This window comes from Streptomyces sp. B1I3 (assembly GCF_030816615.1).
In the GTDB taxonomy this organism is placed as follows: domain Bacteria; phylum Actinomycetota; class Actinomycetes; order Streptomycetales; family Streptomycetaceae; genus Streptomyces.
On the sequence record NZ_JAUSYD010000001.1, the window covers coordinates 1,102,713 to 1,115,062 of the forward strand.

Here is a 12,350-nt window from a genome sequence, read left to right on the forward strand (position 1 = left end):
GCGGAATGAGCCCGGAAGTGCGCCGGGGAGGAAAAACTACGGGCCGGAGCGGAGGACCATGGGAAGCGACAGCAACGAAGCGGGTCTGCGGTGTCTGGTGACCGGCGCGACGGGGTACATCGGGGGCCGCCTGGTGCCCGGACTCCTGGAGGCCGGTCACCGGGTGCGCTGTCTGGCGCGCAACCCGGGAAAACTGCGGGACCATCCGTGGGCGGGCGAGGCCGAGGTGGCCAGGGGTGACGTGACCGACGCGGGGTCCGTCGGGGAGGCGATGCGGGACATCGACGTCGCGTACTACCTCGTGCACGCGATGGGCGCGGGGAGCGGGTTCGAGGAGACGGACCGCACGGCGGCCCGGATCTTCGGCGAACAGGCGCGGGCCGCCGGGGTGCGGCGCATCGTGTATCTGGGCGGGCTCACGCCCGCCGGTGTCCCGGAGAAGGAGCTGTCGCCGCACCTGCGCTCGCGTGCCGAGGTCGGCCGGATCCTCCTCGACTCGGGCGTGCCGACGACCGTGCTCCGTGCGGCGGTCATCATCGGTTCCGGCTCCGCCTCGTTCGAGATGGTGCGGTACCTCACCGAGCGGCTTCCGGTCATGGTGACACCGAGCTGGGTGTCGACTCGGATCCAGCCGATCGCGGTCCGGGACGTGCTGCGCTACCTCGTGGGCAGCGCGCACATGCCGGACGAGGTGAACCGAACCTTCGACATCGGGGGCCCAGACGTCCTGACGTACCGGGAGATGATGCAGGAGTACGCGCGGGTCGCCGGACTGCGGCACCGGGTGATCCTGCCGGTGCCGATGCTGACCCCGGGGCTGTCCAGTCACTGGATCGGGCTGGTCACCCCCGTGCCCCGCTCGATCGCGCGCCCTCTCGCGGAGTCCCTGCGGTACGAGGTCGTCTGCCACGAGCACGACATCGAGCGCTACGTACCGGACGGCCCCGGGCAGCCCTTCTCCTTCGGTACGGCCCTGTCGCTCGCCCTGCAGAGGGTCCGCGAGGCCGGGGTGACGACGCGGTGGTCCTCGGCGTCCACGCCGGGGATCCCGAGCGATCCGTTGCCCACCGACCCCGACTGGGCGGGTGGCAGCCTGTACACGGACGTGCGCGAGCTCGACGTGGACGCCTCGCCCGAGGCGCTGTGGCGGGTCGTCGAGGGGATCGGCGGTGACAACGGCTGGTACTCCTTCCCCCTGGCCTGGGCCGTCAGGGGGTGGCTGGACCGGCTGATCGGGGGTGTGGGCCTGCGCCGGGGCCGGCGGGACGCCGAACGTCTCCGCGTCGGGGACTCACTGGACTTCTGGCGGGTCGAGGAGATCGAACCGGGCCGTCTGCTCCGGCTGCGCGCCGAGATGCGGCTGCCGGGTCTCGCCTGGCTGGAGATGTACGCGCTGGAGGGCCCGGGCGGCCGGTCCCACTACCGGCAGCGCGCCGTCTTCCATCCGTCCGGTCTGCTCGGCCACGCGTACTGGTGGGGCGTGTCGCCTTTCCACGCCGTCGTCTTCGGCGGGATGGCACGCAACATCGCGCGGGCGGCGGGCCGGGAGACGGCCGGGCGGCGGACGTGAGCGTGTCGGTCGTCCTGTTCACCTCGGATCTGCGGCTGCACGACCATCCGCCCCTGCGCGTGGCCCTCGCGTCGGCCGACGAGGTGGTGCCGCTGTTCGTCCTGGACGACGGCATCGGGCGCGCCGGGTTCGCCGTGCCCAACCGGCGTGCGTTCCTCGCCGACTGCCTGCGTGATCTCGACGCCGGGCTCCGGGACCGCGGTGGCCGGCTCGTCGTCCGTTCGGGTGAGGTGACGGCCGAGGTCTGCCGGATCGTGGACGGGACCGGCGCGGACGCCGTGCACATGTCGGCCGGTGTCAGCGGTTACGCGCAGCGGCGTGAGGAGCGGCTGCGCGAGGCGCTCGGTGGCCGAGGGTGCCGGCTGCACGTGCACGACACGGTGATCACCGCGGTCGCACCGGGAGAGGTGACTCCCTCCGGTCCGGGCAGGGACCACTTCGCCGTGTTCACCCCGTACCTCCGGCGCTGGTCAGGGGTGCGGCTGCGCGCCCCCTTCGCCGCGCCCCGTGCCGTGCGCGTCCCGCCGGAGCCCGCTTCGGCATCGCTCCCCGTCCGGTCGGACGTCGCCGGGGTGTCGCCCGGGCTCGCCGAGGGCGGGGAACGGGCGGGCCGGGCGCGTTTCGCCGCCTGGCGCCGTCAGGGTCTCGGCGCGTACGAGGCCCGGCACGACGACCTCGCGGGCGATGTCACCTCACGTCTGTCGCCGCATCTGCATTTCGGCACGATCTCCTCGACGGAACTGGTCCGGCGGGCACGCGAGGCGGGCGGGCCGGGGGCGGAGGCCTTCGTACGGCAGTTGTGCTGGCGGGACTTCCACCACCAGGTACTGGCCGCCCGGCCGCAGGCCGCGCACCGCGACTACCGCTCCCAGGGTGACCGTTGGCGCGGCGAGCGGTCCGCCCAGGAGGAGATCGACGCGTGGAAGGAGGGCCGCACCGGCTATCCACTGGTGGACGCCGCGCTGCGGCAACTGCGGCACGAGGGCTGGATGCACAACCGGGGGCGGCTGGTGACGGCGAGTTTCCTCGTCAAGACGCTGTACGTGGACTGGCGCGTAGGGGCACGCCACTTCCTGGACCTGCTGGTGGACGGGGACCTCGCCAACAACCAGCTGAACTGGCAGTGGATGGCGGGGACGGGCACGGACAGCCGGCCCAACCGGGTGCTGAACCCCCTGCTGCAGGCCAGGCGGTACGACCCGGAAGGTGTGTACGTGCGCCGCTGGGTTCCGGAGCTCGCGGGTATCGGGGGAGCCGCGGTGCACGAGCCGTGGAAGCTGCGGGCGGCGGGGCGCTGTGACGGATATCCGGAGCCGCTGGTCGAGCTGGGCGAGGGCCTGGCCCGCTTCAAGCACGCACGGGGGCTCGACTGAGCGGACCGGGGCCGCCGTCGAGCCGGGTGCGGGTGGTGCCGTCCCGACGGGCGGAACGGCCTGCCGTTCAGATCCTGCGGTAGCGGGCGGAGGCCCAGGAGAAGGCGCCGAAGGCGGCCAGGCCGAGCGCGATCAGGGCCAGCAGCCAGGGTCCCGCGGGGGTGTCGGTGAACGAGCGCAGGGTGTCGTCCATGCCCTTGGCCCTGCCCGGTTCGTGCCGCACGGCCGCGGCGACGGCGAATCCGCCCGCTGTCGCGAAGAGGACACCGCGTGCGGTTCCGCCGAAGACGCCGAGGACGTCGACGACACGACGGATCTTCGTGGTCATCTCCGCCATCTTGAGGCGCTTGTGGAACGCGCGCGTGACGGCCCGGTAGACCATCCAGAGCCCGGTACCGACCACGGCGGCACCCGCGATGCCGACGATCCACTGGCCTCCGGTCCAGCCCAGGGCCCGGGCGGTGACGTCCTCGGTCTGCCGATCGCTCGATCCGCTGCCGCTGCCCTGGTCACCGGCGGCGTAGGACAGCACGGAGTAGGACACGAAGGCGTAGAAGACGGACCGCGCGGCGGCCATCACCCGCTTGCCCGGCTTGTGACCGTCGGGGCCGGCCTGGCCGAAGACCGCCTCGGAGAGGCGCCACAGGGCCATCCCGGCCAGTCCCACACCGAGCGCCCACAGCAGGATGTTCCCGAAGGGCTTCTCGGCTATCTCCGCGATGGCGCCACCGCGGTCGGCCTGCTCTCCGCCGCCGTCCGAGAAGGCGATGCGCAGTGCCAGCACGCCGACCAGGAGGTAGATCACCCCGCGCGCGACGAACCCGGCTCGCGCCCCTACGTCCATGGCCTTGCTGTTGGCCGCCCCTCTGGCGCGGCCCCGTCCGTTCGCCATCCACGCGTTCGTATTCATGAACTGCCGGATGCCCCTGAACGGGCGATCAATGCCGGGGACGCTCCCGACGGGTCCGCGGACACCCCCCGGGCCCCTTCGGACGCCGGGCGCCTTCGGACGCCGGGCGCCTTCGGACGCCGGGCGCCTTCTGACGCCGGGCGCCTTCTGACGCCGGGCGCCTTCTGACGCCGGGCCCCTTCAGGCCCCGGCGCCTTCAGGCCTCGTCGTCACCCGCTGCCGCGGCGTTGTCCTTGGCGCGGCGGCCCACGACTGCGGCCGCGGCGAGGGCACTGCCCGCGAACGCGAGGGCGACCGTCCACGGCTGGTCGAAGAGGTGACCGGTGACGTGGTCGAGGGAGTAGCGGCCCGCACCCGTCAGGCCGATCGCGGCCGCGGTGAAGCCGAGGAACGCCGGGTACTCGTAACCGCCGCCCATCGCGAAGAATCCGGCCGGCGCGTGCACGGCCACCGCGCCTGCCATCGTGCCGGCGGCCGCGGCCCCGGCCGCCGGGGTGGCGAGGCCGAGTGCCAGCAGGACCCCGCCGCCCGCCTCGCCGATTCCGGCGGCGACGGCACTGTGCTTCGGCGGATGGAAGCCCATGGCCTCCATCGCCGCGGTGGTGCCCTGGATGCCGCCGCCGCCGAACCAGCCGGCGAGTTTCTGGCTGCCGTGGGCGGCCAGCACGGCTCCCGTGCCGACCCTGAGTACGAACAGTCCGAGGTCACGTCGGTTGAGGGCCGTCATGGGTGTCTCCTGTCGGCGCGGAACGGGCGGGTAGTGAGCCGTACGCAACCACTGTCGCCGGGTCCGGGCGGCGAGGTGCGCCGGTGTTACGCCGTTCGTGGCCCGCCCCGTGCGGCGACTGCCCGAACCCTCCGACGAGTGGGACGAACGCCATTGTGCAACTAGTTGCACAATGGCGGGGAGGTGGTCTACAACTGGCACGACGACACCGTGCGAGGAGAGACCCCCATGAGCCCGTACCCCACCCTGCTGAGCCCGCTCGACCTCGGATTCACCACCCTTCCCAACCGGGTGCTGATGGGATCGATGCACATCGGCCTGGAGGAGGTCGAGCGCGGCTTCGAGCGGATGGCCGCCTTCTACGCGGCCCGCGCCCGCGGCGGGGTGGGGCTCATGGTCACCGGAGGCATCGCCCCCAGTGAGCGCGCGTGCTCCTTCCCGGGCGGCGCCAAGATGACCACGGAGGCCGAGGCGGCGCAGCACGCCGAGGTCACCGCCGCCGTGCACGAGGCGGGCGGCAGGATCGCGATGCAGATCCTGCACTTCGGCCGCTACGCCCACCACCCGGACCTGGTGGCGCCCAGCGCTCTGAAGGCCCCGATCAGCGCGTTCACCCCGCACGCCCTGACCGGGGACGAGGTCGAGGAGACGATCGAGGACTTCGTCCGCGCGGCGGAGCTGGCGCGGCAGGCCGGTTACGACGGTGTCGAGATCATGGGCTCCGAGGGCTATCTGATCAACGAGTTCATCGTCTCCGCGACCAACCACCGCGACGACCGCTGGGGCGGCAGCTACGAGAACCGCATCCGCTTCCCCGTCGAGATCGTGCGCCGGGTCCGCGAGCGGGTGGGCCCCGACTTCATCCTGATCTACCGGCTCTCCATGCTCGACCTGGTCCCCGGCGGTTCGACGCTGGAGGAGGTCGTGCGGCTGGCCCGCGAGATCGAGGCGGCCGGCGCGACGATCATCAACACGGGCATCGGCTGGCACGAGGCCCGCATCCCGACCATCGCGACCTCCGTCCCGCGCGGCGCCTTCACCTGGGTGACCGAGAAGGTGCGCGGCGCGGTCTCCGTGCCCCTGGTGACGAGCAACCGCATCAACACGCCGGAACTGGCCGAGGAGATACTCGCCTCCGGGCGCGCGGACATGGTGTCGATGGCGAGGCCCTTCCTCGCCGACCCCGACTTCGTGGCCAAGGCGGCCGAGGGCCGTGCCGACGCGATCAACACCTGCATCGGCTGCAACCAGGCCTGCCTGGACCACATCTTCAGCCTGCAGATCACTTCCTGCCTGGTCAATCCGCGCGCCTGCCACGAGACCGAGCTGGTGCTCTCGCCGACCCGGAGCCGTAAGCGCGTCGCCGTGGTGGGGGCCGGTCCCGCCGGGCTGGCGTGCGCGGTCACCGCCGCCGAGCGGGGACACTCCGTGACCCTCTTCGACGCGGCCGACGACATCGGCGGCCAGCTCGACGTGGCGCGCAGGGTGCCCGGCAAGGAGGAGTTCAACGAGACGCTGCGCTACTTCCGCACCCGGCTGGCCGAGGAGGGCGTGGAGCTCCGGCTCTCCACCCGCGCCACGTCCGCCGCGCTCGACGGCTTCGACGAGGTCGTCCTCGCCACCGGGGTCGAGCCCCGCTCCCCCGCGATCCCCGGTGTCGGCCATCCCAGCGTGGTCAGCTATCTGGACGTCCTGCGCGACGGAGTCCCGGTCGGCGACCGGGTCGCGATCGTGGGAGCGGGCGGCATCGGCTTCGACGTCGCGGAGTACCTCACCGACGGTGGCGAAGCGGCGAGCCTGGACCCCGAGGTGTTCTTCCGGCAGTGGGGCGTGGACACCGCCTACGCGGACCGGGGCGGACTGCGCGCCCCGGAGCGTCCGAAGCCGCCGCGCTCGGTGCACCTCGTCCAGCGGAAGGCGACCAAGGTCGGGGCCGGGCTGGGCAAGACCACCGGCTGGATCCACCGCACCGAGCTGCGCCACCGCGGAGTCACGATGATCGCGGGCGCGTCCTACGACCTGATCGACGACGAGGGCCTGCACCTGACCGTCGACGGCGAGCAGCACCTGCTGCCGGTCGACACCGTCGTCCTGTGCGCGGGGCAGGAACCGCGTCGTGAGCTGTACGAGGAGCTGCGTGCGGCGGGCCGCCCGGTGCACCTGATCGGCGGCGCCGATGTGGCCGCCGAGCTGGACGCCAAGCGCGCGATCCGCCAGGGCACGGAGCTCGCCGCGGAGCTCTGACGGCCCCCGCCCTTCCCGTGTGCCCGTCCGTGGCGGGGCGCGGTCCGCGGGAAGGGCCCCGTCCGACCGTCCCTAGGATGCACTGCATGTCACTCCCGCACGCGATCCTCACCGCCCTGCTCGAGAAGCCGTCGTCGGGGCTGGAGCTGACCCGTAGGTTCGACCGGTCGATCGGCTACTTCTGGCCCTCGACGCACCAGCAGATCTACCGCGAGCTGGGCAAGCTGGAGCAGGCGGGGCACATCAGGGTCCTGCCGACTTCGCAGCCGGCCCGGGGGCAGAAGAAGGAGTACGAGGTGCTGCCCGCAGGACGCGAGGAGCTGGCGGCCTGGGTTGCGCTCGCCGAGGACCCGCGCCCGATGCGCGATCCGCTGCTGCTGAGGATGCGGGCGGCGGCGGTGGTCGGGGCGCCCGGCCTCGTCGCGGAGCTGCGCAGGCACCTGGCACTGCACCAGGGGCAGCTGGCGGAGTACGGGGAGATCGAGCGCCGCGACTTCCCGCCGGAACGCACGGCCGAGGAGGACCGGCTGCGGCATCTGGTGCTGCGCGCGGGCATCGACCTCGAGACGTTCTGGACGGGGTGGCTGGCCACGGCGATCGGCGAACTCGAGGGGCCTGGCAGCGGGCGGGCCGACCTCGGGACCGGGCCCTGACCCTGACCCGGGTCCGGCTTCCGGGCTTCCGGGCTTCCGGGCTTCCGGCTTCCGGCTTCCTACTCCGAGATCGCGGTCTCCCGCCAGCCCGTTCCTTCCCGGGCGGCGGCCGTTCGGTCAGGGGCCGCCGACCGAGGTCCTGACCGGCTCGGCATGCAGCGTCCGCGGCCCCGGAGCGGACGCTGCGGTGCGTGACGGCCCGGTGCGGGACGGGCCCGCGATGACGACGCGTGGCGGTGTGCTCACGACGCTGCCGGCAGCCGGGGCCTCGGCGGGGGCGGGCCGGTCCTGCGCGCGGCTGAGCAGCATGACTCCCCGTCCGGCTGCCGCGGCGCCGATGAGGGCCGGGACCAGGCCGATCGCCCCGGCCTGCAGGTGTTCGCCGAGCAGGACGAGGCCGATGGCCGCGGCGGCGACCGGGTTCGCGAGGGTGACCACGGCGAGCGGAGCCCCGAGACCTCCGCGGTACGCCGTCTGGGAGAGCAGCAGGCCGCCCATGGCGAAGAGGGAGACGAGCAGCGCCACGGTCACCAGTCGCCAGCTGAGCAGGGGACCGGTGTGGTCGGTGGAGGCGACCGTCAGTGTCTGCGTGAGCGCGGAGGCCACACCCGAGGTGATGCCGGACGCGGCTGCGTGCCGGAGTCCGGGACGTGTGCCGGGGCGGCTGAGACCGGCCACGAGCGCCATGGTCACCGCGCCGACGGCGAGGGCTTCGGTCAGGGTGAGCGTGTCGTGCGGTGCGGATCCGCCCGCGGCCAGCAACAGCGCGCCGAGGCCGAGCAGGGTGAGGACCGTGCCGCGCCATTCGGTACAGCTGACCCGGCGTCCCGCGGCGCGGGCCCCGAGCGGGACGGCCGCGACGAGGGTGAGCGCACCGAGCGGCTGGACGAGGGTGAGCGGTCCGTATTTCAGCGCGGCGACGTGCAGGAGTGCTCCGCCCGCGTTGAGGCCGACCGCCGACCACCAGGCACCGCGGCGCAGCATGCTCAGGACGCCGGTCGACGCTTCGGTCCGGCCGGCGAGGCGGGCCTGCGCCACCGCTGCTGCCGCGTATGCGCCCGCGGAGACGAGGGACAGCAGGACGGCTATGAGCGTGGCGTTCATCGGCCCACTCCGGTCCGTGCGTAGCTGTGGGACGGGTGGGACCCGTGGGAGGCGTAGGCCGGGGCCGGGAGAACCACCGGCGCGGTCGGCCAGGGCAGGTGGACCGGGGTGCCGTCGGGGCTGGGCAGCCGGAGCGCGGCGAAGGCGACCGAGAGCAGCGCGGAGACCACGAGCGCGTCGAGCCAGTAGTGGTTGGCCGTGCCCACGATGACGAGGAGGGTGAGCAGCGGGTGCAGCAGCCACAGCACCCGCCAGCGCGAGCGGGTGGCGACGATCAGCCCGACGGCGACGGTCAGGGCCCAGCCGAAGTGCAGGGAGGGCATCGCGGCGAACTGGTTGGCCATCGAGTCGGTGGACGGCGTGGCGCCGTAGACCGTCGGGCCGTACAACTGGCCGGTGTCGACGAGGCCCGTCGCGTGCAGCAGGCGCGGGGGTGCGAGCGGGAACAGCAGGTGCAGGGCGAGTGCGGCCCCGGTGAGGGCGGCGAGTATGCGGCGCGACCACACGTAGTGGAGCGGGCGCCGCCAGTACAGCCAGACCAGGAAGAGCAGCGTGGCCGGGAAGTGCACGCTCGCGTAGTAGGTGTTGGCCGCCTGCACCAGCGTGTGGCTGTGCATGAGCACGCTCTGCACGCCCCCTTCGCCGGGAAGGTGGAGGGCCCGTTCGAGGTCCCAGACGTGCCCGGCGTTGCGGAACGCTTCCTCGGTGTGTCCGTTCGCGGCCTGGCGGCCGAGTTTGTAGACGAGGAAGAGTCCTGCGACCAGGAGGAACTCGCGGAGCAGGGGCGGTCGGGCACAGGTGTCCGGCTCCCGGTCCGCAGGCTCGCTGCGGGTGTGCATCACCCGTGCCCCTTTGCTGACGAAGCGCTGTTACGGGACCGGCATGGTGGTCCATGCCGTATCGATACGCCAGTGTACCGATACGGAGGCGTATCGGTACACGCACGTATCGGTACACTGGCGTATCGGAGGTCCCCGTCGCAGGTGAGCGCAGAGAGGGAAGCACATGCAGTCGTCCGTTTCCGCACAGGAGTCACCGCCGGCGTCGCGCCGGTCGAAGATCACGCCGGAGCGGGCGCAGGAGCTCTACACGGCCGTGCTGGAACTGCTGCGCGAGGGTGGCTACGAGTCCCTGACCATGGAGGGGGTCGCCTCGCGCACCCGGTGCGGCAAGTCGACCCTCTACCGCCAGTGGGGCTCCAAGCCCGAGCTGGTCGTCGCCGCCCTGCACGGCACCCGCACCCCCCTGCTGGCCCACATCGACACCGGCAGCCTCAGCGGTGACCTCCGCGAGGCCGCGCGGGCCATCGACGCGGCGTCGAACCGCGACACGGCCCTGATGCACGCGCTGAGCCACGCCGCCCTGCAGAACCCGGGCCTGCTGTGCGCGCTGCGCGAGGCCCTGATCGCGCCCTCGATCGCCGCGATCGACGCGATGGTGCGGCGCGCCGTCGAGCGCGGCGAGGTCGCGGCGGACAACCCCGCCGTACCGTTCGTCGCCGCCCAGCTGCTCGGCGTCATGCGCGCCCGGCCGCTGCTGGAGGGGCGGTACAACGAGGATGGGTTCCTCACCAGCTTCATCGAGTGCGCCGTGCTTCCCGCACTCGTGACCCCGGGGCCCCCACCCAGGTCCTGATGAACGTGGACCGTCGTCCTCGCGGATGACGACGGCCCGCCGCGCCGCACCGTGGGGACGGGGTCGGCGCACCTCCGGCCGGTGGTTTCCACGGAAACCACCGGCCGGCCGCGTTTCCGCGCGCCCCCCTTTTCGTCCTCTTGACGATATACAGGGACGCGCGTTATCGTCGCTATGACGAAAAAGAGGGGGTCCTGATATGGCCGACATCACCCGGCGCTTCGGCCGGCGGCACCTGCGCTCCGCGCCCACCGCCCACATCCGCCATCACAAGCGCGGCAGACTCGCCCACGACGGCCCCGGCCTCAGCTTCTGGTTCCGGCCCCTGTCCGCCGCGATCTCCGAAGTCCCCGTGAACGACCGCGAGCTGGCCACGGCGTTCCACGCCCGTACGGCCGACTTCCAGGACGTCACGGTGCAGGCCACCGTCACCTACCGGATCAGCGACCCCGCCGAGGCCGCCGCCCGGCTCGACTTCTCGGTGGACCCCGACACCGGCGTGTGGCGCGGCGCCCCGCTGGAGCAGATCGCCACCCTGCTCACCGAGACGGCGCAGCAGCACACCCTGGACGCCCTGGCCCGCACGCCCCTCGCCGTGGCACTGGTGGACGGGGTCGCCACCGTGCGGGAACGCGTGGCCACCGGGCTCGCGGCCGAGCCGCGGCTGCCGGCCACGGGGATCGACGTGGTGGCCGTACGCGTGGTCGCCATCCGCCCCGAGGCGGAGGTGGAGCGAGCCCTGCGCACCCCGGCCAGGGAACAGATCCAGCAGGACGCCGACCGTGCCGTCTACGAACGCCGGGCCGTGGCGGTCGAGCGCGAGCGGGCCATCGCCGAGAACGAGCTGGCCAGCAAGATCGAACTGGCCCGCCGGGAGGAGCAGCTGGTCGACCGGCGCGGCATCAACGCCCGCCGCGAGGCCGAGGAGAAGGCGGCTGCCGACACGGTGCGCACGGAGGCCGAGGCCGGCCGCACGGTGCGTCTGGCCCGCGCGGAGGCGGAGGCCGCCCGCGACATCGGGGCGGCGCGCGCCGAGGCCCAGGCGGCCTGGCTGCGGGTCCACTCCGAGGCGGACGCCGGCACGCTCCACGCGCTCGCCGCGACCAGGGTGGCCGAGAACCTCCCCCGCATCGACAGCCTCACCCTCTCCCCCGACGTACTCACCGGCCTGCTGGCCAGGCTCGGCAGGGCCGAACCGGGGGCGGGCGCGTGAGCCTGGCGCCACGGGCGGTGCTGGTGCACCGCAGGACCGAGTACGAGGAACTGCTGGAGCGGCACGGGACGCACGGGCAGGCGGCGTTCTTCCTCTCCACCCGCGGGCAGTCCATCGAGGAGGTGGCCGAGCGCCACGCACGCAACCGGCGGGCGATCAGCGACGTCGCGGGTGCCGTACCGCTGCAGTGGCGCCGCACCCGGGTGGAGCGGGCGGACCTGGACCGCTTCCTGTTCGCTCCCGAGGACGTGGTGCTCGTCGTCGGACAGGACGGCCTGGTCGCCAACGCCGCGAAGTACCTGTCCGGACGGCCGGTGATCGGCATCGACGCGGACCCCGGCCGCAACCCCGGCGTCCTCGTACGCCACCGGGCCGCCGACACCGCGGCACTGTGCCGGGCCGCCGTCGCGCCCGGTGACCGGACGGAGGCGCTCACCATGGTCGAGGCCGTCGCGGACGACACTCAGCGGCTGCTCGCCCTGAACGAGATCTACCTCGGACCGCCCGGCCACCAGACCGCCCGCTACCGCATCCGCCCCGACGGCGCCGCCCCGGTCGCGGAGGAGCCCCAGGCCTCCTCGGGTGTGCTGGTCGGCACCGGTACGGGCGCCACCGGCTGGCTGCGCTCACTGTGGACCGAGCGCGGCAGCACGCTGCGGCTTCCCGGACCGGCCGATCCCCGGCTGCTCTGGTTCGTGCGCGAGGCCTGGCCCTCCCCCGCGACAGGTACCGCGCTGGTGGCGGGCGAGCTGGGACGCGGGGACGGTCTCGCGCTCACGGTCGAGTCGGACCGGATGGTGGTCTTCGGCGACGGCGTGGAGTCGGACGCACTGGAGCTGACGTGGGGCCAGAGCGTCCGGCTCGCGATCTCCCCCACCTCCCTCGACCTGGTCGTGTGAGGATGACGGAGTCGCGTCCGCC

At 73.1% G+C, this 12,350-nt stretch carries 11 protein-coding genes; 7 read left to right on the forward strand and 4 right to left on the reverse strand.

The genetic code is table 11. The features are described from left to right. Nucleotides 1-58: 58 nt before the first annotated feature. Both QFZ58_RS05235 and QFZ58_RS05240 read left to right on the forward strand, forming a co-directional pair. A complete protein-coding gene (locus QFZ58_RS05235; RefSeq protein WP_307123717.1) occupies nucleotides 59-1,570 on the forward strand; it encodes an SDR family oxidoreductase in 1,512 nt (503 codons plus the stop codon). Then, nucleotides 1,567-2,943 carry a deoxyribodipyrimidine photo-lyase gene (locus QFZ58_RS05240; RefSeq protein WP_307123718.1) on the forward strand — a complete coding sequence of 459 codons (1,377 nt, stop codon included), beginning with the start codon at nucleotides 1,567-1,569 and terminating at the stop codon, nucleotides 2,941-2,943. Before QFZ58_RS05235 ends, QFZ58_RS05240 begins: the two co-directional genes overlap by 4 nt. A gap of 67 nt (nucleotides 2,944-3,010) precedes the next feature. On the opposite strand, the gene QFZ58_RS05245 is transcribed toward QFZ58_RS05240, so the two are convergent. Together QFZ58_RS05245 and QFZ58_RS05250 are read right to left on the reverse strand one after the other, a co-directional pair. After that, nucleotides 3,011-3,835: a DUF1206 domain-containing protein gene (locus tag QFZ58_RS05245; RefSeq protein ID WP_307123719.1), complete on the reverse strand. Its 825-nt coding sequence runs from the start codon at nucleotides 3,833-3,835 to the stop codon at nucleotides 3,011-3,013. Nucleotides 3,836-4,049: 214 nt separating this feature from the next. Continuing rightward, the gene (locus QFZ58_RS05250) at nucleotides 4,050-4,580 is read right to left on the reverse strand and encodes a DoxX family protein (RefSeq protein WP_307123720.1); all 531 of its coding nucleotides are present in this window, start codon (nucleotides 4,578-4,580) and stop codon (nucleotides 4,050-4,052) included. A gap of 228 nt (nucleotides 4,581-4,808) precedes the next feature. Here QFZ58_RS05250 and QFZ58_RS05255 point away from each other — a divergent pair, with 228 nt between their 5' ends. Beyond that, complete coding sequence (locus QFZ58_RS05255) at nucleotides 4,809-6,824, forward strand: NADPH-dependent 2,4-dienoyl-CoA reductase (RefSeq protein ID WP_307123721.1); 2,016 nt, start codon at nucleotides 4,809-4,811, stop codon at nucleotides 6,822-6,824. Nucleotides 6,825-6,910: 86 nt separating this feature from the next. Further along, on the forward strand, nucleotides 6,911-7,477 hold the full coding sequence (locus QFZ58_RS05260; RefSeq protein WP_307123722.1) for a PadR family transcriptional regulator: 567 nt from the start codon (nucleotides 6,911-6,913) through the stop codon (nucleotides 7,475-7,477). Nucleotides 7,478-7,594: 117 nt separating this feature from the next. Here the strand turns inward: QFZ58_RS05260 and QFZ58_RS05265 are convergent, their stop codons facing one another. Continuing rightward, entirely contained in the window at nucleotides 7,595-8,581 is a 987-nt protein-coding gene (locus QFZ58_RS05265; protein WP_307123723.1) for a DMT family transporter, read from the reverse strand. Continuing rightward, entirely contained in the window at nucleotides 8,578-9,423 is an 846-nt protein-coding gene (locus tag QFZ58_RS05270; protein ID WP_307123724.1) for a phosphatase PAP2 family protein, read from the reverse strand. Before QFZ58_RS05270 ends, QFZ58_RS05265 begins: the two co-directional genes overlap by 4 nt. A 163-nt stretch (nucleotides 9,424-9,586) precedes the next feature. Between QFZ58_RS05270 and QFZ58_RS05275 the strand changes: the two genes are divergently transcribed. The 3 genes from QFZ58_RS05275 to QFZ58_RS05285 all read left to right on the forward strand — a co-directional run bounded on the left by QFZ58_RS05275 (nucleotide 9,587) and on the right by QFZ58_RS05285 (nucleotide 12,328). Beyond that, nucleotides 9,587-10,216, forward strand: coding sequence for a TetR/AcrR family transcriptional regulator (locus QFZ58_RS05275; RefSeq protein ID WP_307123725.1), 630 nt, complete (start codon nucleotides 9,587-9,589; stop codon nucleotides 10,214-10,216). A 199-nt stretch (nucleotides 10,217-10,415) separates the two neighbouring features. Further along, nucleotides 10,416-11,429 (forward strand): SPFH domain-containing protein, encoded by a 1,014-nt coding sequence (locus QFZ58_RS05280; protein ID WP_307123726.1) that lies wholly within the window; start codon nucleotides 10,416-10,418, stop codon nucleotides 11,427-11,429. Beyond that, nucleotides 11,426-12,328 (forward strand): hypothetical protein, encoded by a 903-nt coding sequence (locus QFZ58_RS05285; protein WP_307123727.1) that lies wholly within the window; start codon nucleotides 11,426-11,428, stop codon nucleotides 12,326-12,328. The genes QFZ58_RS05280 and QFZ58_RS05285 overlap by 4 nt, the downstream gene beginning before the upstream one ends. Nucleotides 12,329-12,350 lie beyond the last annotated feature (22 nt).